This window comes from Streptomyces sp. NPDC006294 (genome assembly GCF_042870895.1).
In the GTDB taxonomy this organism is placed as follows: Bacteria; Actinomycetota; Actinomycetes; order Streptomycetales; family Streptomycetaceae; genus Streptomyces.
This window is the reverse complement of the sequence record NZ_JBIAHV010000008.1, coordinates 251,571-273,520: the sequence shown is the minus strand read 5'-3', so window position 1 is coordinate 273,520 and position 21,950 is coordinate 251,571. Positions and strand designations below refer to the sequence as shown.

The 21,950-nt window shown below is 70.9% G+C and carries 19 protein-coding genes; 11 read left to right on the top strand and 8 right to left on the bottom strand.

Annotation, left to right across the window (positions count from 1 at the left end):
* Positions 1–2: 2 nt before the first annotated feature.
* The 3 genes from ACFYOP_RS16810 to ACFYOP_RS16800 all read left to right on the top strand — a co-directional run bounded on the left by ACFYOP_RS16810 (position 3) and on the right by ACFYOP_RS16800 (position 3,791).
* A complete protein-coding gene (locus ACFYOP_RS16810) occupies positions 3–341 on the top strand; it encodes a hypothetical protein (protein ID WP_356898074.1) in 339 nt (112 codons plus the stop codon).
* Positions 342–869: 528 nt separating this feature from the next.
* Entirely contained in the window at positions 870–1,361 is a 492-nt protein-coding gene (locus ACFYOP_RS16805) for a hypothetical protein (RefSeq protein WP_356898073.1), read from the top strand.
* A gap of 72 nt (positions 1,362–1,433) precedes the next feature.
* Positions 1,434–3,791: a hypothetical protein gene (locus tag ACFYOP_RS16800; protein WP_356898072.1), complete on the top strand. Its 2,358-nt coding sequence runs from the start codon at positions 1,434–1,436 to the stop codon at positions 3,789–3,791.
* A 58-nt stretch (positions 3,792–3,849) separates the two neighbouring features.
* Here the strand turns inward: ACFYOP_RS16800 and ACFYOP_RS16795 are convergent, their stop codons facing one another.
* Positions 3,850–5,655, bottom strand: a complete 1,806-nt coding sequence (locus tag ACFYOP_RS16795) for an NHL domain-containing thioredoxin family protein (protein ID WP_356898071.1) — start codon at positions 5,653–5,655, stop codon at positions 3,850–3,852.
* A 219-nt stretch (positions 5,656–5,874) separates the two neighbouring features.
* Here ACFYOP_RS16795 and ACFYOP_RS16790 point away from each other — a divergent pair, with 219 nt between their 5' ends.
* Positions 5,875–6,369, top strand: a complete 495-nt coding sequence (locus tag ACFYOP_RS16790) for an LURP-one-related family protein (RefSeq protein ID WP_356898070.1) — start codon at positions 5,875–5,877, stop codon at positions 6,367–6,369.
* A gap of 52 nt (positions 6,370–6,421) precedes the next feature.
* Here the strand turns inward: ACFYOP_RS16790 and ACFYOP_RS16785 are convergent, their stop codons facing one another.
* Positions 6,422–7,225 (bottom strand): carbon-nitrogen family hydrolase, encoded by an 804-nt coding sequence (locus tag ACFYOP_RS16785; protein WP_356898069.1) that lies wholly within the window; start codon positions 7,223–7,225, stop codon positions 6,422–6,424.
* A 167-nt stretch (positions 7,226–7,392) separates the two neighbouring features.
* On the opposite strand from ACFYOP_RS16785, the gene ACFYOP_RS16780 reads away from it, so the two are divergent.
* Entirely contained in the window at positions 7,393–8,217 is an 825-nt protein-coding gene (locus ACFYOP_RS16780) for a maleylpyruvate isomerase family mycothiol-dependent enzyme (protein WP_356898068.1), read from the top strand.
* A gap of 121 nt (positions 8,218–8,338) precedes the next feature.
* Here ACFYOP_RS16780 and ACFYOP_RS16775 read toward each other — a convergent pair whose 3' ends face one another.
* The 5 genes from ACFYOP_RS16775 to pdhA all read right to left on the bottom strand — a co-directional run bounded on the left by ACFYOP_RS16775 (position 8,339) and on the right by pdhA (position 14,134).
* Positions 8,339–9,667, bottom strand: a complete 1,329-nt coding sequence (locus ACFYOP_RS16775) for an MFS transporter (RefSeq protein ID WP_356898067.1) — start codon at positions 9,665–9,667, stop codon at positions 8,339–8,341.
* Complete coding sequence (locus ACFYOP_RS16770; protein ID WP_356898066.1) at positions 9,664–10,320, bottom strand: GntR family transcriptional regulator; 657 nt, start codon at positions 10,318–10,320, stop codon at positions 9,664–9,666. The genes ACFYOP_RS16775 and ACFYOP_RS16770 overlap by 4 nt, the downstream gene beginning before the upstream one ends.
* A 245-nt stretch (positions 10,321–10,565) precedes the next feature.
* Complete coding sequence (locus ACFYOP_RS16765) at positions 10,566–11,984, bottom strand: dihydrolipoamide acetyltransferase family protein (RefSeq protein ID WP_356898065.1); 1,419 nt, start codon at positions 11,982–11,984, stop codon at positions 10,566–10,568.
* Positions 11,985–11,998: 14 nt separating this feature from the next.
* Positions 11,999–12,979, bottom strand: a complete 981-nt coding sequence (locus ACFYOP_RS16760) for an alpha-ketoacid dehydrogenase subunit beta (protein ID WP_356898064.1) — start codon at positions 12,977–12,979, stop codon at positions 11,999–12,001.
* Between the two features lie 3 nt (positions 12,980–12,982).
* A complete protein-coding gene (pdhA, locus tag ACFYOP_RS16755) occupies positions 12,983–14,134 on the bottom strand; it encodes a pyruvate dehydrogenase (acetyl-transferring) E1 component subunit alpha (RefSeq protein WP_356898063.1) in 1,152 nt (383 codons plus the stop codon).
* Between the two features lie 326 nt (positions 14,135–14,460).
* Between pdhA and ACFYOP_RS16750 the strand changes: the two genes are divergently transcribed.
* The 3 genes from ACFYOP_RS16750 to ACFYOP_RS16740 all read left to right on the top strand — a co-directional run bounded on the left by ACFYOP_RS16750 (position 14,461) and on the right by ACFYOP_RS16740 (position 16,762).
* Complete coding sequence (locus tag ACFYOP_RS16750; RefSeq protein ID WP_356898062.1) at positions 14,461–15,126, top strand: response regulator transcription factor; 666 nt, start codon at positions 14,461–14,463, stop codon at positions 15,124–15,126.
* Between the two features lie 196 nt (positions 15,127–15,322).
* Positions 15,323–15,739, top strand: coding sequence for a pyridoxamine 5'-phosphate oxidase family protein (locus ACFYOP_RS16745; RefSeq protein WP_356898061.1), 417 nt, complete (start codon positions 15,323–15,325; stop codon positions 15,737–15,739).
* 15 nt (positions 15,740–15,754) lie between these two features.
* Positions 15,755–16,762 (top strand): phosphotransferase, encoded by a 1,008-nt coding sequence (locus ACFYOP_RS16740; protein WP_356898060.1) that lies wholly within the window; start codon positions 15,755–15,757, stop codon positions 16,760–16,762.
* A gap of 40 nt (positions 16,763–16,802) precedes the next feature.
* Here the strand turns inward: ACFYOP_RS16740 and ACFYOP_RS16735 are convergent, their stop codons facing one another.
* Complete coding sequence (locus tag ACFYOP_RS16735) at positions 16,803–18,356, bottom strand: protein kinase (protein WP_356898059.1); 1,554 nt, start codon at positions 18,354–18,356, stop codon at positions 16,803–16,805.
* A gap of 370 nt (positions 18,357–18,726) precedes the next feature.
* Between ACFYOP_RS16735 and ACFYOP_RS16730 the strand changes: the two genes are divergently transcribed.
* The 3 genes from ACFYOP_RS16730 to ACFYOP_RS16720 all read left to right on the top strand — a co-directional run bounded on the left by ACFYOP_RS16730 (position 18,727) and on the right by ACFYOP_RS16720 (position 21,891).
* Positions 18,727–20,364 carry a protein kinase gene (locus tag ACFYOP_RS16730; RefSeq protein WP_356898058.1) on the top strand — a complete coding sequence of 546 codons (1,638 nt, stop codon included), beginning with the start codon at positions 18,727–18,729 and terminating at the stop codon, positions 20,362–20,364.
* A gap of 210 nt (positions 20,365–20,574) precedes the next feature.
* Positions 20,575–21,165 carry a hypothetical protein gene (locus tag ACFYOP_RS16725; protein ID WP_356898057.1) on the top strand — a complete coding sequence of 197 codons (591 nt, stop codon included), beginning with the start codon at positions 20,575–20,577 and terminating at the stop codon, positions 21,163–21,165.
* Positions 21,166–21,249: 84 nt separating this feature from the next.
* On the top strand, positions 21,250–21,891 hold the full coding sequence (locus ACFYOP_RS16720; protein ID WP_356898056.1) for a PadR family transcriptional regulator: 642 nt from the start codon (positions 21,250–21,252) through the stop codon (positions 21,889–21,891).
* Positions 21,892–21,950: the final 59 nt, after the last annotated feature.

The following is a 21,950-nucleotide window of genomic DNA, read 5'->3' as shown; positions in this document are numbered from 1 at the left end:
TTATGGACTTCACAATTATCAAGCATGCCGTTGAGGTCGATCACGGCGTCAAGCGGTTCTCTATGCGCTTCGTCAAGCGGTACGCGGCACCGGAACGGGCCCGACTCAGTGCTGAGTTGTGTGCCGAGATCAGTGCGAACCTCAAGTCCCTGGGGCTGATCACCGTGCCCATGACGCTTCCTACGTCAGAGAACGCCCATGTTTGGGTCATCGAAAAGGACAGCGCACTCGGCCACGTCACAGCCGTCGCCAGCGCCCTCGCCCAACTCGACCAGGCTGGCGTGAGCCCCTTGCCTCAGGTCTTCGACAACTACCCATTGGCTAAGGCAAACTTGAGCTGAGCTGACGCGGCATCGGACGTATTTCTTCTACGCCTCCGTCTACATCGTCACTTCCGCCCCACCGTCCACATAGGCTTTTGGGCAGCCAATCACACCCTGCGCCACCTGCGGTTTCCGGGATGGGCAGCGACCGTCCGCCCTCGCGCCGTCCCCGCGCGCACGCCGTCCACCACGGCCACCATCCGGGCCCAGTTCTTAAAAGTGACCTCTCTGGTACCGCCGGAGGGCTAATCTTGCCGTACCCGCCGCCAACTTCGCGCAGCTCGCGGGAAGTTGGCTGGTCGGGACGACTGCCCCTGTCGAACCCGGAGACTTCTCATGATCGCCGCCCGCCGCCATGAACCTAACCGCTTGACAAGTGATGTCGAGAGTGATATAAGCCGTCGACGGCTGTCCCTGGTCGCCATATCCGCGTTCCGCTCCCGGAGCACCGCCGTCGGGCTTCACGTCACTCCGGGCGGAGTCCCGTCTCTCCAGCCCTGGCTCAGGGGGCTGCATCCACCGTGTTCCGGATCGCGTGGCTGGGAGATGTACGCGAAGCCGCAGGACGCGCTCGCGGGGCGCGGTGCCGTCCGCGAGGCCGCCGGTACCCAGTCCGGGCAGCGCGCCCACGGCCGACGGGTCTTCCGCCGCATGCTGGCGAGCGTCGAGGACTTCCCGGCGACGGCAGCCATCGTCCACATGGGCAAGTTGGGGCCGGACGAGATCGTCGAGCAGCTGCTCGCTCACCTCTCCCGCGAGGACCCGACCGGAATCGTCTTCCTCCAGCAGGCCCGAGGACCGGTCTGCTACGACCTCGCCGCTGGCGACGTGATGACGGAGCCGCTGCCCGCCGGGCCGATGCTGGCAGGGCACGCGCTGTCCCCGAGCGACCTCTCGCGGGCGTACGGAATCGCCAAGTTCCTGGCCTGCCTGGCCCGCCTCGTCCGGCACGTGCATCCGCTGGCTGACGAGTTCGACCTGGACAAGTACCTGGGCGGCGGCCTCGGCCCCGGCACCGCGGAGCCGGTCGAGCTCTGATCAACTTTCCACAGGAGGCGCAGAGTTGGACCGCTCTGCGCCCCCTTCGTACCACCGTCTTGGAGGCACACCATGACCATCGACGTACCTACGACGTTCTCCATGGAGGTTTCGTGGGGCAATGACGTCATCCAAGTGACCAACGTCCCGTCCCAACTCCCGTATGAGTCCACCGACGTGCACGCCACCAAGGTGATAGCAGCGGGCGAGGCCAATCCGGGAACCCGGCTGACCTCCGCGTCGTGGGAGGCGGTCGCCCTGGCCAGCACCCATCCAGAGGCGATGTCCGTCCAGCTGGCCGCGACTCCGGATGAGCCGAACGGGCTGCTCATGGTCGAGCACGTGGAGGGCGCGACGTTGCGCTCGGTCGTCACCCGCTGCCTGATGAGCGAATTGTTCCCGGGGATCCAGCCGCGCACCGGCATGGAAGTCCTGGAGGTGCCCGACCCGCAGGTGCATGGCGTCAACCTCGACGGCCGCCCCGGCGCTGTCGTCCGGTATGTCTACCAGGACCCCATTCACCTGCAGAATCACGTCTGGCAGACCATTCACGGCACCCTGTCGATGAACAGCTACGCGACCTCCATCCTGACCCGCTCGGTCACCCGCAACCTCATCACGCACCCCGTCGAGATCGCCTTCGAGGACGGCACCGAGTCGTTTCACGCACTCGTCGTCCGGGACGGCATCACGCGCCTCGCCAGCGCCTGGGCGGTGCTCGCGGGGCCCGGCTCCGACCCCGCGGACGCGGCGGCACTGGCGCGTGACGCTCTCCTGGGCGGGCTCACCGCGGGTGCCACAGGCCCCGGTCTCGGTAGGCGCCTCGCCAAGCACCGTGGTCAATGGCGCCAAAAGCTGCGGGATGAATTCAACAGCGAGATAGACAGCGCGGAGCCGGGGGTGCGCGCAGCCCAGATCGCCCAGTCGTACGTCGTGCCCACGCAGATCGCCGTCGGCATCGAAGGGCACTCGGGCCGGGCGCTGTCCCCGGAGGACATCTTCGATGACGCGATACGCTCCGTGCTGGCCTCCGTTCACGTCGAATTCCGGCAGTGGGATACCGCCGCACAGAACGTCGAGGTGATCACGCGCGCTCTGAAGCGACTGATCCAGCACGGCGATCTCCCGTGGAACACCACCGAGCTGCAGAACGTCTACGGGCTGGCCGTGGGCCGCATCTCCGTGGACGAATTCCCGCAGGCGCTCGGCGGGACCCCAACACCTCCGGGAACGGCGCTGTGGCGAGCGGTGTACCTGGTCAGCGCCCTGACCCAGCCCGATCTCCACGACCTCCTCAAGGAGCAGGCCAAGTCCATCAAGGGCGACCAGCGGATGAGCGTGAAGGGCTTCGGGGAACTCCTCGGCCCGATCATCGACCTGCCCTGGCGGTCGCGCAAGAAGCCCGTCACCAAGCAGGCCCGCAACTCGTGGGGCAACGGCGGCGTTCTGACGGCTGACACCCTGCAGGCCTGGTCCCCGTGTCCCACCGACGACTTCACGACGTTGATCGAGCCCGCGATGAACGGTGACGATGACGCACGCTGCACCCTCGCCGTGGCCGGCGGTGTGGCGCTGATCGCCGACAAGCTGCTCACCAGGAACGTGGGGTCGTCGCTCGGCGCCCCGAAGGAGAAGGGCGGCGTGCCGTTCCGCCTCGACACCTACCGAGTTGTCGAGGGGCTCAGCCGCCAGGGCAACGAACTGGGGCTGTGGACCCTGGCGTCGGCCGCCAATACCTTCCGGAGTGACGACGTGCCGCGCAACGCCGTCACCAAGCGGGGACTGATCGGCAAGGACGTCACCGAGTCCCCCGAGCAGCCGTACCAGTACTTCAAGGTCGACCTCGACGCCCCGGACAAGATCGCCAAGGACGACGACGGGGTTCCGGTCCTGCTCTACGAGTGGGACGTCGTCGCGGCGTCCGACCCGGAGCGCTACAAGAACCTCATGGCTCCGCAGTCTCCCGCGCCTGCGGCGTCCGCGGCCCCGGCCGCGGCGAACACCGTCCCTCCGGCCGCGAGTCCCTCGGCCACTGTCATCACGGACACGGACTCCTCGGTCATTGGTGGTGGTGGTTCCCCGGTCCTCGGTGGCTCCCTGGAGCCGTCCCACCCCACCGAGTTGCTCCCGCCGCCGCGTGAGCCCGAGGCGCCGCTGCCGCCGAGCCAGCGGGCCGCAGAGCACCGCAGGGCCCTGCGTCTGGGCGTGGAACAGGCCAGGGACGCTCTCGACCACCTCCAGGAACTCGAACCGGAAATCGGTGGCCACACCCCGCTCGTGTCCGTTCAAGTCCTCCAAGACCTGCACGAGTTGCTCATCGGCATCCAAACCGATGTGGAGAACTTGCGCCGCCGGGCCACGGAGGAATCCGGGCCCGACGAGAGCGCCGTGGACGGCGGCGCGGACGAACAGGAGGCCGTGTCGGCCTGACGCAGAGCCTGCAGAGCCGCCCGCGCCGTGCCCACGGCCCGGGCTGTTCCGCGGCCCGTCAGGCGTCCATCCCCGCCAGCACCAGCGGCAGCCGATCCGCGGCACCCTCGACGACCCGCAGCGGCACGCCCCAGTCCTGCTGGTGGACATGACAGGCCGGGTACTCGTTGTCCGGGTCGTCGTCGCAGGACGCCGCCATCGCGGAGACGTGCAGCACGCCCTCCCCGACCGCCGCGTCGATCTCCAGCTCACGGGACAGGTCCGTGCCCGCGCCGTCGCCCGCGAGCAGCAGCTCCGGAGGCGTCGCGGAGACCAGCAGCCGGGTCGAGGGGCCGTACCGGGTGTCGAGCTTCTGCCCGGCGGGGGCCTCGAAGACCACGTCCAGGCGGAGCCTCCCCGGCGCCACGTCGGTGGCGGCGCGCTGCGTGCGGTGGGCGACGGCCTCTACGCGCACCGCCTCCTCGGGCAGCCGCAGCCGGGTCAGCCGGTGCCGCGCCGACTCCACGACGACGATCTCCTCGCCGTCGAGCACCGCGTCGCTCGGCTCCCGCAGATCGGTGGCCAGGGTCGTCACCTCGCCGGTCGCCGGGTCGAAACGGCGCAGCGCGTGGTTGTACGTGTCGCTGACCGCCACGGACCCGTCGGGCAGCGCGGTCACCCCCAGCGGGTGCTGGAGCAGCGCCTGCTCGGCGGCGCCGTCGCGGTGGCCGAAGTCGAAGAGCCCGGTGCCGACGGCGGTGTGGACGACCAGCTCGCGGTCGATCCAGCGCAGCGCCGACGTCTCGGAGTCGGCGATCCACAGCCGGTCGTCGGTCGCCGCGAGCCCGGACGGCTGCGCGAACCACGCCTCGGCCGCCGGGCCGTCGACCAGCCCCTCGTTGGTGGTGCCGGCCGCGACCCGGACGGTCCCCGCCGCGGGGTCGTACGTCCACAGCTGGTGCACGCCCGCCATCGCGATCCACAGCCGGTCGCCCCACCAGGCCACGTCCCACGGCGACGAGAGCGCCACCTCGGTCGCGGGCCCTGCGGTGGGCGACCCCTGCCACCACTGCTTCCCGGTCCCGGCGAGCAGCTCGATCGTGCCGGTCCCGGGGTCGTAGGCGCGGATGGAGTGATGGACGGTGTCGGCCACGGCGACGCGGCCGTCGGGCAGCAGGGCGAGGCCCTGCGGCTCGTTGAACTCCCCGTCGCCGACGCGGCGCACGACGCTCTCGCCGTCCGCCGCCAGCTCGACCAGCTGATGCCGGGTCGTGTCGGAGACGAGCAGGTTCCCGGAGGGCAGCCGGAGCGCCTTGCCGGGGAAGCGCAGATCGGTGGCGACCGGCTCGGGCGCGACGTACGGCCCGTCACCGCGCCGCAGCGTCCCCTTGGCCGCGTGCTCGGCCTCCAGCTCCGCCACGAGCTTCGCGATGGCGTGCGCATGCCCCTCGCCCGCGTGCTGGGCGACGACGTACCCCTCGGGGTCGATGACGACGAGCGTGGGCCATGCCCGCACCGCGTACTGCTTCCAGGTGGCGAGCTCGGGGTCGTCGAGGACGGGGTGATGCACCTGGTAGCGCTCGACGGCGTCGACGACGGCCTGGTGTTCGGCCTCGTGCACGAACTTCGGCGAGTGCACACCGATGATCACCACGGTGTCGCGGTGCTTCTCCTCGAGCTCGCGCAGCTCGTCGAGGACATGCAGGCAGTTGATGCAGCAGAAGGTCCAGAAATCGAGAATGACGATCCGTCCCCGCAGGCCGGCGAGGGCGAGGTCATTGCCTCCGGTGTTGAGCCAGCCCCCCTTGCCGATCAGCTCGGGAGCACGGACACGGGCACGTCGGGGCGCGGGCGCGGGGGTGGGCGCCGGGGCGGCATCGTTCATGCTTCAAGCTTGCCATCCTGGTACGAGTGCCGGATCACAGGCGTGGGGCAGGGCCTACGCGGCAGAGGGAGCGGCGGTGGCGACGGCCCGGTCCCATCCGGACGCGTGCATCCGCCACCGCGTGGAACACCAGGTCTGAGACCTCCGATACCGGGCCCGAACGCGTGCACGTGGGGCGATGACCCCATCCGGCAGCGCCCGCCGGGGTACGCATCCGTCATGAAATATCTGGTGCGGGACAAGATCTTCGCGATCGGCGACGACTACTGGATCGACGACGAGCACGGGCGGCACGCCTTCCTCGTCGACGGGAAGGCGATGCGGCTGCGGGACACCCTGGAGATCAAGGATCCGGACGGACGGGTGCTGATCACGCTGCGGCAGAAGATGTTCAGCCTCCGGGACGCGATGACGATCGAGCGGGACGGGGACCCGCTCGCCACGGTCCGCAGGAAGCGGCTGTCGCTGCTGCGCAACCACTACCGGGTGGCGCTCGTGGAGGGGACGGAGCTGGACGTCAGCGGGCGGATCCTGGACCGGGAGTTCGCGGTCGAGTACGAGGGCGAGCTGCTGGCGCACATCTCCCGGCGGTGGCTGACCCTGCGGGAGACGTACGGGGTGGACGTCGTGCGCGAGGACGCGGACGCGGCGCTGATGATCGCGGTGGCCGTCTGTGTGATCCGGATGGCGGAGAAGGAGCGCGAGGACGGCTGAAAGGGGCGGCGGGCCGGTCCGGCCGGGTCAGCGGAGGGTGGCAGGAACGGGGTCAGCGCAGGGTGACCGGGGCCGGCAGGCCCAGGCGGCGGTCCTTGAGAGCCGGGAAGACCTCGCGCGTCTTCGCCACCTTCGCCGGGTCGAGGTCGACCGTGAGCACTTCCTCGTCCGGTCCCGCCTCCGCCAGAACCTCGCCCCACGGGTCGACCACGATGCTGTGACCGGCCTGCTCGACGCCCGCGTGGGTGCCGGCGGTGCCACAGGCGAGGACGTACGCCTGGTTCTCGACGGCGCGGGCGCGGGCCAGCAGGGTCCAGTGGTCCCGACGGCGGGCGGGCCAGCCCGCGGGGACCACGAGCGCCTGGGCGCCGGCGTCGGTCAGGCCGCGGAACAGTTCGGGGAAGCGCAGGTCGTAGCAGGTGGCCAGACCGAGCGTGAGCCCTCCGGCGACGGACACGGTCACCAGTTCCTCGCCCGCGCCCATCATCACTGCCTCGCCCTTGTCGAAGCCGAACCGGTGGATCTTGCGGTAGGAGGCGGCGAGCTCTCCCGTGGGGGAGATGACGAGAGCCGTGTTGTAGAGCGTGCCGTCGGCGGCCTTCTCGACGACGGAGCCGGCGTGCAGCCAGACGCCCGCGTCGCGCGCGGCCCCGGCCATGGCCTCGTAGGTGGGGCCGGCGGGCGACTCGGCCTCCTGCGCGAACTGCTGGTAGGCGAAGGCTCCGACGGGCCACAACTCCGGCAGGACCACCAGTTCGGCGTCCGCCTGTTCCCGCACCAGCGCGGCCACGCGCCGCCTACGGGAATCGACCGATTCGTCCGGTTCTACCGCAATCTGGATGAGGGAGGCGCGCACACTACCACCGTCCTGGCATTCGAGCCGTCAACACGGGCCTACGATCGTCACACGAAAGCACTGCCGGGGTGCCTTCGGGCAGCGTACTGTGCTCATCCGGGGGCCACCCCCGGACCCCCACAGCGCTGCCAGTCCAGTTTGTCCGCGTACGACCGCCGAGGGGTCCCGTGACCGTCCATCCCAGCCTCCAGAACTACGCCGATGCCTGGACCCACGCCGTCGAAGCGATAGCCGAACTGGTCGGGCCGCTCGTCGAGGGCGAGTGGAACCGCGCCACGCCGTGCCCGGGCTGGTCGGTGAGGGACATCGTCTCGCACGTCATCGGTATGGAGTGCGAGATGCTCGGCGACCCGCGGCCGATCCACTCGCTGCCGCGCGATCTCTACCATGTGCAGAGTGAGTTCGCCCGCTACATGGAGATGCAGGTCGATGTGCGCCGACACCACACGGCGCCGGAGATGACCTCCGAGCTCGAGTACACGATGATCCGCCGGGCCCGGCAGCTGCGGAACGAGAACCGCAGCCCGGAGACCAAGGTCCGTGCACCGCTCGGCGCCGAGCAGCCGCTCGAACTCGCCTACCGGATGCGCGCCTTCGACACGTGGGTGCACGAGCAGGACCTGCGGTCCGCGTTGAACAGGCCGGGCAACCTCGACTCCCCGGGCGCGTACGTCGCCCGGGACGTCCTCCTCCAGGGCCTGCCCAAGGTCGTCGCCAAGGAAGCGGGCGCGCCCACCAATTCGGCCGTCGTCCTCGACGTCCACGGGCCGGTCGAGTTCCTGCGGACCGTGCGGGTGGACTCCGACGGCCGCGGCTCGATCGACGGCTCTCCCTCGCTGGGCCCGCAGGCGACCATCGGTATGGACTGGGAGACGTACTACCGGCTGGCCTGCGGACGCGTCCGGGCCGCCGCGGTGCCCGACCGGATCAAGGTCGACGGGGACACGGAGCTGGCCGAGGCCATCCTGCGCGCGTTCGCCGTCACGCCGTAGCCGAACGGGCGGGGTGTGACGGCACCTCCCGAAGCACGCGGAGCCCGGGGCCTGCCGTCACGCCGCGTACGCCCCGTACGCGCCTCGTAGACCCGTACACCCCCGCACGTCCCGGCAGCCGTCACGCCGGGACGTGCACCGCCTCGACCCGGCTGGCCACCAGGCGTTCGCGCTCGCGCCGCGCGGTGCGCCCGCGCAGCCGCAGGATCTGGGCGACGCCGAGCGCCTCCAGCACGAACACCGACGAGAAGGCGATCCGGTAGTCGCCGCCGGTCGCGTCCAGCAGCAGCCCCACCGCGAGCAACGTTGTCATCGAGGCGATGAAACCGCCCATGTTGACGATTCCGGACGCCGTCCCCTGCCGCTCCGGCGGATTGGCCGGGCGGGCGAAGTCGAACCCGATCATCGACGCCGGCCCGCACGCGCCGAGCACCGTGCAGAGTGTGACGAGCAGCCACATGGGAGCCGAGCCGCCCGGGTAAGCGATGGTGGCCGCCCATAGGGTCGCGGTGGAGCCGACCGTACCGAGCGCCAGCGGGACCCGTGCCCCATGGTGCCGGGCGATGACCTGCCCGTACACGAGACCCACCAGCATGTTGGAGAGCACCACCAGCGTCAGCAGGCCGCCCGCGCCCTCCCGGGACATGCCCTGTGCCTCCACCAGGAACGGCATGCCCCACAGCAGCAGGAACACCATGCCGGGGAACTGGGTCGTGAAGTGGACCCACATGCCGAGCCGGGTACCGGGCTCACGCCACGACGCGGCGATCTGCTTCCGTACGAAGGCGGGGCCGGCGTGCCGTGCGGGCAGTGGGGTCTCCCCGCCGAAGGCAGGCGAGGGTTCGTGGCCCTCGGGGTGGTCGGAGAGGAACAGCGAGAGCAGCACCAGCACCAGCACTCCGGCGGCCGCGCTGCCCGCGAAGGTGGCCGTCCAGCCCATGCCGTGCAGCATGCGGGCGATGACGAGGGTCGAGACGAGGTTGCCCGCCATGCCGAAGAGCGCGGCGACCTGCCCGATGAGCGGGCCGCGCCGCGCGGGGAACCAGCGGGAGCCGAGGCGCAGCACGCTGATGAAGGTCATCGCGTCGCCGCAGCCGAGCAGCGCGCGGGCCGCGAGCGCCGTCCCGTACGAGGGCGACAGGGCGAAGCCGAGCTGGCCGGCGGTGAAGAGGACCACGCCGATGGTGAGCACCTTCTTGGTGCCCAGCCGGTCGACCATGAGGCCGACGGGTATCTGCATGCCCGCGTAGACCAGCAGTTGGAGGATGGAGAAGGTGGACAGGGCGGAGGCGTTGACGCCGAAGCGGTCGGCGGCGTCGAGTCCCGCGACGCCGAGGCTGGTACGGAAGATGACCGCGACGAAGTAGACGGCCACTCCGATGCCCCACACCGCGGCGGCCCGCCGGCCGCCGGGCGGATCGCCGGGCAGGGAGACCGGGGTGGGGCTCACCGGCCCGCACCCCGGACGAGCACTTCGACCCGGCCGAGGTGGACGTGCACACAGCCGGCCGCGCCCTCGGCGTCACCCGCCTTGATCCGGTCCAGGATCTCGGCGTGCTCCTCGTAGTTGCGCGACACCCGGTCGGGGAGGGCCTGCATCATCGCGACGCCCATCCGCAGCTGGCGGTCGCGGAGTTGGTCGTAGAGCCGGGAGAGGATCTCGTTGCCGGCGTGCTTGACGATCTCGGCGTGGAAGCAGCGGTCGCTGACGGCGAAAGCGGCGAGGTCGCCGGCGTCGGCGTGACGCCGCTGCTCGGCCAGCAGCTCCTCCAGGCGCGCGACGAGCGAGGCGGGCGCCGGCACCGCCTTGCGCACCGCGAACTCCTCGACCAGCAACCGGGTTTCGACCACGTCCCGGATCTCCTGCGCGGAGACGGCGAGGACGAGTGCGCCCTTCTTCGGATAGAGCTTGATGAGCCCTTCCACCTCGAGCTTGAGCAGCGCTTCCCGGACGGGGGTGCGGGACACCCCCACGGCTTCTGCCAGTTCACCTTCGGTGAGCAGCGTCCCGCCCTCGTAACGGCGGTCGAGGACGGCCTGCTTGATGTGGGTGTAGACGCGTTCTGCGGCAGGGGGCTGCTTCACGGTGGTGGCGGCGGACATGCACACAGCTTAGATACAACAGCGTTCAACCAGAAAGCCGCGTCCGGGATACGGACGGGGCCCCGGGTCTACCGGCCCGGGGTCAGCCCCGCTCACGGCCGGTGCGTCGGGGGCACGCGTCTCCGCGGCGCGCCCTGCCGGCCGGGATTGCGACGGGTCGCCGGGCAGCGGAGACGCGAACACCCGGCCGGGCAGGGGCCCGGCCGGGTGTTTCACGTGGAACGGGACATCAGGCCGTCAGGCCGTCACGCCCAGGTGATGAGGCGCTTCGGGTTCTCCAGGATCGCCGCGATGTCCGCGAGGACCTTGGAGCCCAGCTCGCCGTCGACCAGGCGGTGGTCGAAGGAGAGCGCCAGCGTGGTGACCTGACGGGGCTTGACCTTGCCCTTGTGGACCCACGGCTGGAGCTTGATCGCACCGACCGCGAGGATGGCCGACTCGCCGGGGTTCAGGATCGGCGTACCGGTGTCGACGCCGAAGACGCCGACGTTGGTGATGGTCACCGTGCCGCCCTGCATCGCCGCCGGAGTGGTCTTCCCCTCGCGGGCCGTGGCGACCAGCTCGCCCAGGGACTCCGCCAGCTGCGGCAGGGTCTTGTCGTGCGCGTCCTTGATGTTCGGGACGATCAGACCGCGCGGCGTGGCCGCCGCGATGCCCAGGTTGACGTAGTGCTTCTGCACGATCTCCTGGTTGGCCTCGTCCCAGGCCGAGTTGACCCCCGGGTTCCGCTTGATCGCGACCAGCAGGGCCTTGGCGATGAGCAGCAGCGGGTTGACCCGGAGCCCCGCCATGTCCTTGTCGGCCTTGAGTTCCTCGACGAGCTTCATGGTGCGCGTCACGTCGAGCGTCACGAACTCCGTGACGTGCGGCGCGGTGAACGCGCTGCCGACCATCGCCGACGCGGTCGCCTTCCGTACGCCCTTGATCGGCACACGGGTCTCGCGCGCACCGGCCGCGGCGGGCTCGGGAGCGGCCTGGACCGGAGCCGGGGCAGGCTCGGGGGCGGCGGCCGGGGCGGGCTCCGGCGTGGCCGCCGCGTGGACGTCCTCGCGGGTGATGACGCCGTCGGGGCCGGTCGGGGTGACCGTCGCCAGGTCGATGCCGAGGTCCTTGGCGAGCTTGCGCACCGGCGGCTTGGCGAGCGGACGCGGCGCCGCCTGCGTGCCGTGGCCGTTCGTCTCCGCCTGGATGGCGGCGGCGGCCTCGGTCTGCTCGGGAGCGCCGGCCTGCTTGCGGGGCCTGCGCTTCGTGGAGGACTCGGCGACGCCGTAGCCGACGAGGACGGGCTGGCGGCCCTTCGGCTTGTCCTCCTCCGCCTCGGCGGCGGCCTCCGCCACCGGGGACGCCTCGGTCTGCGCGGCGGGGACGGCCGCGGCCTCCGCGGGCGCCGCCTCGTCGCTGCCCGGCGCCACGTCGACCGTGATGATCGAGGTGCCGACGTCGACGGTGGTGCCCTCGGCGAAGCGCAGCTCGTGCACCACGCCGTCGTACGGGATCGGCAGCTCGACGGCCGCCTTCGCCGTCTCCACCTCGCACACGACCTGGCCGTCGGTGACGGTGTCGCCCGGCTGGACGTACCACTTGAGGATTTCGGCCTCGGTGAGTCCCTCGCCCACGTCGGGCATCTTGAACTCGCGGAAGCGGAGGGAAGTGTCTTGCGTCATGGTCACGGCACTCCTCAGTACGCGAGCGAGCGGTCGACGGCGTCCAGCACCCGGTCAAGACCCGGAAGGTACTCCTCCTCGAGCCGTGCCGGCGGGTACGGGGCGTGGAAGCCACCGACCCTCAGCACCGGGGCCTCCAGGTGGTAGAAGCACCGCTCGGTGATGCGAGCGGCGATCTCCGCGCCGGAGCCGTAGAAGACGGGGGCCTCGTGGACCACGACGAGCCGCCCGGTCTTCTCGACGGACGTCTGGACGGTGTCGAAGTCGATCGGGGACATCGAGCGCAGGTCGAGGACCTCCACCGACTTGCCCTCCTCGGCCGCGGCGGCGGCCGCCTCGAGGCAGACCTTCACCATCGGACCGTAGGCGGCCAGCGTGATGTCGGTGCCGGCCTGGGCGACGCGCGCGACGTGCAGCGGGTCGGGGATGGCCTCGGTGTCGACCTCGCTCTTGTCCCAGTAGCGCCGCTTCGGCTCGAAGAAGATCACCGGGTCGTCGCTCTGGATGGCCTGCTGGAGCATCCAGTATCCGTCGGCGGAGTTCGACGGGGAGACCACCTTGAGGCCGGCGACGTGCGCGAAGAGCGCTTCCGGGGACTCGGAGTGGTGCTCGACCGCGCCGATGCCGCCGCCGTAGGGGATGCGGATGACGACCGGCAGCTTGATCTTGCCGAGCGCACGGGCGTGCATCTTGGCGAGCTGCGTGACGATCTGGTCGTACGCGGGGAAGACGAAACCGTCGAACTGGATCTCGACCACGGGGCGGTACCCGCGCAGGGCCATGCCGATCGCGGTGCCGACGATGCCGGACTCGGCGAGCGGGGTGTCGATGACCCGGTCCTCGCCGAAGTCCTTCTGCAGCCCGTCCGTGATCCGGAAGACGCCGCCGAGCTTGCCGACGTCCTCACCCATGATCAGGACCTTGGGGTCGGTCTCGAGGGCCTTGCGGAGCGACTCGTTGAGCGCCTTCGCGAGGGGAAGCTTCTGAACAGCCATGGCTTACTTGCCCTCCTCGGCGAACGATGCCTGGTACGCGGCGAACTGCGCGCGCTCCTCGTCGACGAGCGCGTGCCCGTCCGCGTAGACGTGGTCGAACATCGCCATGTCCTCGGGGTCGGGCATCGCCCGCACCGCCTCGCGCACCCGCTTGGCCAGCGTGTCGCTCTCCTCGTCGAGGGAGGCGAAGAACGCCTCGTCGGCGTGGCCCTCCGCCTCGAGATAGGTACGCAGCCGAAGGATCGGGTCCTTGGCCTCCCAGGCCGCCCGCTCGTCGTCGTGCCGGTACTTGCTGGGGTCGTCGGAGGTGGTGTGCGCGCCCATCCGGTACGTGAAGGCCTCGACGAGCGTCGGGCCCTCGCCGCGGCGGGCCCGCTCCAGGGCGGAACGGGTGACGGCCAGGCAGGCCAGCACGTCGTTGCCGTCGACGCGGACGCCGGGGAAGCCGTAGCCCTGCGCGCGCTGGTACAGCGGGACGCGGGTCTGCCGCTCGGTCGGCTCGGAGATCGCCCACTGGTTGTTCTGGCAGAAGAACACGACCGGGGCGTTGTAGACCGCGGAGAACGTGAACGACTCCGCGACATCGCCCTGGCTCGAGGCGCCGTCCCCGAAGTACGCGATCACGGCCGAATCGGCGCCGTCCTTGGCGACGCCCATGGCGTAGCCGGTGGCGTGCAGCGTCTGCGAGCCGATGACGATCGTGTACAGGTGGAAGTTGTTGACGGTCGGGTCCCAGCCACCGTGGTTCACACCCCGGAACATGCCCAGCAGGTTCGTCGGGTCGACCCCGCGGCACCAGGCGACGCCGTGCTCGCGGTAGGTCGGGAAGACGTAGTCGTCGTCGCGCAGCGCGCGGCCGGAGCCGATCTGGGCGGCCTCCTGACCCAGCAGCGACGCCCACAGACCCAGCTCGCCCTGGCGCTGCAGGGCGGTGGCCTCGGCGTCGAAGCGGCGGGTCAGGACCATGTCCCGGTACAGCGCGCGCAGCTCGTCGGCGGTCAGGTCGATGTCGTACTCGGGGTGCTGGACGCGCTCGCCCTCGGGCGTCAGCAGCTGTACGAGCTGGGGCTCGGAACTCTGCGGCTTCTTGGCGGCGCTGGCGCGCTTACTGGCGCGTCGCGGTTTACGCGCGGCAGCAGTGCTCTCCACGGTCACGTGCGTGCTCCTCCGTCGGTCCGGCCCCCGGGGTCCGCCGGAAACCAGTGCGGCTCGCCCGCTTCCCGGCCCGCGCACGGGGTGTGTGCGGCAAGGCCGGAGGTCGGGCGTGACAGGTGTCCCGGCGAACGTCCTGTCACAGGCACGTTACCCAGTGGGCAGCATTACTGCGAAACCCCATTTGACCTGCGATTTTGCTTGGATTTCCAAGTAAATCGAGAAATAGGGGAACAACCACTGGTCACAGCCCTGCAGGCCGCCGGAACACGGGCACGGTATACCGGCCACCCCCGGCACGGGAAGACTCAATATGTGAGACTCCCTTTGTGCACGAAACGGGAAAAATCACGGTATTCCTACTCGACGACCATGAAGTGGTCCGGCGCGGCGTTCATGAACTTCTCGCTGCGGAGTCCGACATCGAGGTGGTCGGCGAGGCCGGCACCGCGGAAGACGCCCTGGTCAGGATCCCTGCGACCGACCCCGACGTCGCCGTGCTGGACGTACGCCTGCCGGACGGAAGCGGCGTCGAGGTCTGCCGCGAGGTCCGTTCGCGCAACGAGAACATCAAGTGCCTGATGCTCACGTCCTTCGCCGACGACGAGGCCCTCTTCGACGCGATCATGGCCGGGGCCTCGGGATATGTACTGAAGGCGATCCGCGGCAACGAGTTGCTGACGGCGGTTCGCGGCGTCGCGGCCGGAAAGTCACTGCTCGACCCGGTGGCCACCGCCCGGGTGCTGGAGCGGCTGCGGGACGGCGGCAGGCCGAGCGGCGACGCCCGGCTGGCGAACCTCACCGACCAGGAGCGCCGGATCCTGGACCTGATCGGCGAGGGGCTCACCAACCGCGCCATCGGGGAACGGCTCCATCTGGCAGAGAAGACCATCAAGAACTACGTCTCCAGCCTGCTGTCCAAGCTGGGCATGGAGCGACGGGCGCAGGCGGCCGCGTTCGTGGCGAGGATGGATGCGGAGCGCCAGCACCACTGAGTGGTCGGGGCGGGCGGTGTCCGGGGACGGCGGCGGGTGCTCGCGCGTCCCGTGATCGGCGCCGTCAGCAGGCCGAGGCCCGTGTCATCACTCGTTCGGGCTAACGGCGTCACGCCCCGTTCCGGGACCTTGGTCCCGGCGGTTGAGGGCCGGTGACCCTACACAGCGGAGTCGTCGGTCACGCAGAGTGGAATTCATGTCCCTTGAGGAACTCCACGCCGTCGAGCTGCTGGACCGCGTCCCGTACGGCCGGCTGGCCGCCAGCCTCCGCGCCATGCCCTTCCTGGTCCCGGCCCGCCACATCGTGACGGACGGCCGGGTGCTGCTGCGCCCGCACGCGGCCTTCGACCACCAGCGGGCATGTTGCGGCAGCGTGGTGGCGTACGGCGCGGACAACCTCGGCTCGGGGGCGGCGGAGCTGTGGTCGGTCCAGTTCACCGGCACCGCGGAGACGGCCCGGCCGACGGACGAGGAGCTGGAGCGTCTCGGGCCGTGCCCGCGGCGGATCGACGACCAGGAGTTCCGGCCGGCCTATCTGCGCATCGAGCCGCGCTTCGTCACCGTGCACACGATGGACCGATCCGGAGAGCAGCCGGAGCGGCACATTCCGTGATCTAACATCTGGCGGGTGCCGCGCTCATCTGATAACGCTCCGCCCGTCACCGCGCTTCTGCGCCGCTACGAGAACCCGGGTGAACCCCTCTCCTGCAAACCCGTCACCCAGGGGCTCCTGAACCGCGGTTACCGCCTCTCGACCACCCGCGGGGCGTACTTCCTCAAGCACCACCTCGACGGCGACCACGAGGCCATCGCTCGCCAGCACCGGGCGACCCGGCGGCTCCAGGCCCTCCATGTGCCCGTCGCCCCGCCGCTGGCGGACGGCGACGGGGCCACGGTCGCCGTGATCGGCGGCCACTGCTACGCCCTGCATCCCTGGATCGAGGGCCGCCACCGCAGCGGCGCCCAGCTCAGCGCGGGCCAGTCACGGCGGCTCGGATCGCTCCTCGGTCTCGTCCACACCTGCCTGGCCCAGGTCATGGACACCGGCGCGCAGGAGCGCACCGAGCACGGCAGCGCCGACCCCGACGAGACGTTCGCCCTCATCGAGGAGCTGCTGGAGCTGACCCGGTCCGCCCGGCCGCGTGACTCCTTCGACACCCTCGCGGAGCACCGCCTGTTGCAGCGGCGCGCGCTGCTCGAACGCCATGCCGGCCGCAGGCCGCCGCCGGGCGGCGCGGGCGGCTGGGTGCACGGCGACTTCCACCCGCTGAACCTGCTCTACCGGGGGGCCGAGCCGGCCGCGATCGTCGACTGGGACCGGCTGGGGGTCCAGCCGAGGGCGGAGGAGGCTGTGCGGGCCGCGGTGATCTTCTTCGTCACGCCGAACGGCCGGCTGGAGCTCACGAAGGTCCGGGCGTACGCGCGGGCCTACCGGCGGGCGACGGGCGCCGACGCGGCCGAACTGCGGGCGGCCGTCCACCGGGTGTGGTGGGAGCGGCTCAACGACTTCTGGATACTGCGCTGGCGCTACCAGCTGCACGACCGAAGGGCCGACCCGCTGTTTCCCGCGGTGTCGGCCCTGGCGGTCTGGTGGACGAAGGAGTACGAGGCGGTGTGCGAGGCGTTCGCGGGGTGAGCCGGCCGGCGGGTTCGGCCGGCCGCGGCGAGACCCCGCCTCACTCCTCGCCGGGCTCCCCGCCGGCATTGCCCGTCGGCTCGCCGGTCGGACCGCCGGTGGGGGTTCCACCGGTCGGGTCGCCCGTCGGATCGTCGCTCTGGTCGTCCGTCGGGTCGTCCGTCGGGTCGTCGGTGGGGCCCGTCGGGGTCGGGTCGTCGGACGGCGTGTGCGGCGTGCTCGGGGTGAACGACGGCTGGTCCGACGGGGTCCAGGTCGGCCACTGGTTGCCGCCGGTGGACGTGTCCGGGTCCTCGGACCGCTCGGTCTCATGCTCCGTCGGCGACGGGGTCTCCTCCGGCGTCGTGCTCGGCGACTCGGAGACCGTCTTGCCGTCGCCCGGGTTGTTGCCCCCGGGGTCGCCGGCCTTGTCGAGCGCGAACGCGATGCCGGCGACGACCGCGATCACGGCGAGCGCCGCGAGCAGCCACACCTTGCCGCGCCCGCCCCCGCCGTTTCCGCGCTGTCCGCCGCCGTAACCGCCGTCGTAGCTCCCGTCGTTCGGGTTCATCGGCGGAAGGATCGGGCCCTGCGACGTCTCGCCGTGGCCGGAGTGCGCGGCGGTCGCGCCGGTCATGCCCCTGGTCGCGGCGGTGCCGCCCTCGTACAGATGGACCGGGCCGGTGTTCCAGCCGCCGTTGTGGCTGCCCTGCTGCTGGAGCATCTGCAGCGCGTACTGGATCAGCCCGCGCATCTCCTCGGCGCTCTGGAACCGGTCGTCCGGGTCCTTCGCGAGCGAGCGCATGACCAGACCGTCGAGCTCGGGCGGCACGGCGTCCGACACGTCCGACGGCGGCACCGGGATGTCCTGCACGTGCTGGTAGACGACGGAGAGCGGCGTCTCACCGGTGAACGGCGGGCGCAGGGCGAGGAGTTCGTACAGCAGGCAGCCCGTCGCGTACAGATCCGAGCGGTGGTCGACGGCCTTGCCGAGAGCCTGCTCGGGAGAGAGGTACTGCGGCGTGCCCATGACCATGCCGGTCTGGGTCATCGTCGACTGCGCGCCGTGCAGGGCGCGCGCGATGCCGAAGTCCATCACCTTGACCGCGCCTGAGTGGGTGATGATGACGTTGGCGGGCTTGATGTCGCGGTGCACGATGCCGTGCTGATGGGAGTACGCGAGTGCTTCGAGGACGCCCGAGACGATGATCAGGGCCTGCTCGGGCGGCGGCGCCTCCGCGTTGAGGAGCAGATCGCGGATCGTGCGCCCCTCGACCAGCTCCATCACGATGTAGGGGACGGTCTGGCTGCCCACCACGTCCTCGCCGGAGTCGTAGACCGCCACCACGGCATGGTGGTTGAGGCCGGCGACCGACTGGGCCTCGCGCGTGAAGCGGGCCTTGGAGACCGGGTCCTCCGCGAGATCGGCGCGCAGGAGCTTGACGGCGACGGTACGGCCGAGCCGTACGTCCTCCGCCGCGAACACCTCCGCCATTCCGCCACGGCCGAGACGGTGCGTCAGGCGGTAGCGGCCGTCGCCGACCAGTCCGCCGACACCCCAGGCGTCCGCAGAATCCGGCACTCCGCTGCCGTCTGCTCCGGGTTCGGGTGCCATCAGTCCTCGCCGTCGTATCTGTCCGCGCGCGTACTGTGCTTGCGGGGGTGCCATTGCTCGTGGTGCTGTGCCACGTCACGCTACAGCCTTGGCGCGGCAGGCCGGATCCGAGAGAGACCGGCCATCAAACCCTCTTGGCGCCGGGCGGCGCAAATTCCATCCGGTTCCTGTAACGCTTCCGAGACGCTTGTTGTGCGTACGGTCACGGAACGGACCCGTGGCTTGACGTGTCGGACCCCTGCGGCAGACTTGCCCCGTAATACGGGATCACGGTCCAGGTTTCTCGGTTCCCGGGGCCAGGATCGCCACGCAGCAGCGAACCATCGCGGGCCGGTCGGTCGGACCACCGCGCCGAGGGGGATGCACAGTCATGAGCCAGGACGGCGCGCAGGGCCGCTATGCGGGTGGTTCCGTGGCGGGCGGCCGGTATCAGCTTCGCGATCTGCTCGGCGAAGGCGGAATGGCCTCCGTCTATCTGGCTTACGACTCGGCGCTCGACCGCCAGGTCGCGATCAAGACGCTGCACACGGAACTGGGCCGCGAGGCGTCCTTCCGCGAGCGGTTCCGGCGCGAGGCGCAGGCCGTGGCCAAGCTCTCCCACACCAACATCGTGTCCGTCTTCGACACGGGTGAGGACGCTGTGACATACAGCGGCTCCGCCGCGGGGGACGGCGGCGTGATGCCGTACATCGTCATGGAGTACGTGGAGGGCCAGCCGCTCGGCTCCGTGCTGGCCACGGACATCCAGCAGTACGGTGCGATGCCCGCCGACAAGGCGCTCAAGGTCACCGCCGACGTGCTGGCCGCGCTGGAGACCAGCCACGAGATGGGCCTGGTCCACCGCGACATCAAGCCCGGCAACGTGATGATGACCAAGCGCGGCATCGTCAAGGTGATGGACTTCGGCATCGCCCGTGCCATGCAGTCGGGCGTCACCTCGATGACGCAGACCGGCATGGTCGTCGGCACCCCGCAGTACCTGTCGCCCGAGCAGGCGCTGGGGCGCGGCGTGGACGCCCGCTCCGACCTGTACTCGGTCGGCATCATGCTCTTCCAGCTGCTGACCGGCCGGCTGCCGTTCGACGCGGACTCGCCGCTGGCCATCGCGTACGCGCATGTGCAGGAGGAGCCGGTCGCGCCCTCCACAATCAACCGCTCCGTCACTCCCGCGATGGACGCGCTGGTGGCGCGGGCGCTGAAGAAGAACCCGAACGAGCGGTTTCCGAGTGCGGCGGCCATGCGCGACGAGTGCGCGCGGATCACGGGCGCCGGGCAGACGGGCGCTCCGGTGATCATCACCGGCGCACCGGCGACCAGCGGCGCGGGCGTCGGTTCCGCCGTCTTCCCGCCGCTCGACCAGTCGGCCCCGGCACCGCAGAGCGGCGTCCAGACGCCGTATCAACCCGGTCCGTACGGTGCGCCCACGCCGGCGCCGGCCCCCGCGCCGCACTACGGCTACCCGACGCCGGCCCCGGCGTACCAGTCGCAGCCTCCGGCGACCAGCACCCCGCCGCCGTACACGATCTCGCAGCACCAGCAGCCGCCCGCCGGCGGCAACGGCGGCGGGAAGCGGAACATGCCGGTGGTCGTGGGCGCCATCGCGGTGGCGGTGCTGGCCATCGGCGGTCTGATCACGGCGATCACGCTGAACGGCAAGGACAAGGACTCCAGCACGGAGGCCGGCGGCGACCCGACGACGAGCGAGTCGGCGAAGGCGGGCTACAAGGGGCCGGAGCGCGAGCGCACGATGAAGAGCACCGAGTGCTCGGAGGCGCGGGAGAGCTACAACGACCCCTCCAAGGTCGACGCTCCCAACTTCGTCTACAAGGACATCCTCTCCGTCAAGGCGTGTCTGCAGGCCGCGGGCTGGACGTTCACCGAGCGGGAGAAGGCGAACGGCCAGTGGGGCGAGGGCGTGGTGATCTCGCAGTTCCCGCTAGCCAGGTCGGAGGTCGACCCGGAGAAGGCCAACTTCACCCTCGAGGTCTCCAGCGGCTATCCGGAGTAAGCACTCCGCGGCGCCCGCACGGGTGCCGTCCGCGCGAACGGCCCGGTACGCACACTGTGTGCCGGGCCGCTGTGCCGCGCGGGCGGGGGCGTGGCACCCGGACCGGGCTCCGGCCGGCGATCGATGCACGGGATGCCGGAGATCCTCCGCCATGTGACCCTGAGTCCGATATGTCGGCAGCGGCACCTCGGCACGGGGAGGGGTCATCCGGTGACTCCAGCGACTCCAGGACTGCACACGCGATGCGCGATCACCGTTGCTTCGCTGCTGCTGCTCGCGCCCGCGCCCGCCGCGTACGCCGCCGACGAGCCGAAGGCTCCCGAGAAGTCCCCGAAGCCGACGGCCTCGGCCTCGCTCGCGGGGCGCCAGGCCGGTGAGGGGCGCCCGCGGCCCGGCCGGCAGGTGACGCCCTCACCGAGCACGAGCACCACCCCGTCGGCGCCCCCTTCGCGTACGCCCGCCGCGGCGGCATCGCCGTCGGCGAGCGCCACGGCGGCGAAGTCCTCGCAGCCCGCTTCGCCGTCCAGGTCCGCCGAGGCGAAGCCGACCCGCGACGGGGAGCCCTCCGCGGACACCCTCCCTCCGGAGGACGAGGCACTCGAGTCGGAGAAGCCCGGCGACGCCTGGGTCGCGCCGACACCGGCGCCGCACCGGAGCGAGCCCGCCGCCGCCCGCCACCAGGCACCTCAGGGGACACCCGCACCCGTCGCCCAGGAGATCTCGCCGCTGTCGCTGGGCGTCGGGATGGCTCTGATGGGCCTCGGCATCGGCTTCCTCGGCGTGCGGCTGCGGCGCCGCTGACCGCCGCGTCCCCCTCAGGACGGACGCCGAGTCTCCGTCCAGCGATGGTTGCCGCGAGCGACATACCCGGTATACATACTGAGTATGTCCATTCGCCACGGGCTCCTCGCCCTGCTCGAACACGGTCCCCGCTACGGGTCCCAGCTCCGCTCGGAGTTCGAATCCCGCACGGGCGCCACCTGGCCCCTGAACGTGGGCCAGGTCTACACGACGCTGGCCCGCCTGGAACGCGACGGCATGGTCGCGCAGAGCGGCGAGGACGAGGCAGGACACGCGCTCTACGTCATCACGGACGCCGGCCGCTCCGAGCTCCGCACCTGGTTCGAGACCCCGGTGGACCGCAGCAGTCCGCCCCGTGACGAACTGGCCATCAAGCTCGCGATGGCGGTCGGCGCGCCCGGGGTGGACATCCGCGCCGTCATCCAGTCGCAGCGCCACCACACGGTGAACGCCATGCAGGACTACACCCGCCTCAAGGCCCAGGCTCTCGCCGCCATCGAGAGCGGGGGCTCGCAGGAGCGGGACGACGTGGCCTGGCTGCTCGTGCTGGAACAGCTGATCTTCCAGACCGAGGCGGAGGCCCGCTGGCTCGACCACTGCGAGGTCCGGCTCATCAGGCTCTCGGCCGCCGGCGCGGCCGGGCGCGGGGCCGGGGCCGCCGTGCCGCCCACCCCGGCCCCGCAGGCGGCCGCGGCCACCGGCAGGCGTGCCACGCCTGCCGACTAGACCTCGCGCCCACGATCCGGAAGGGAGGGCTCACGCCCGCCCCGGAGCCCCGGCCCCAT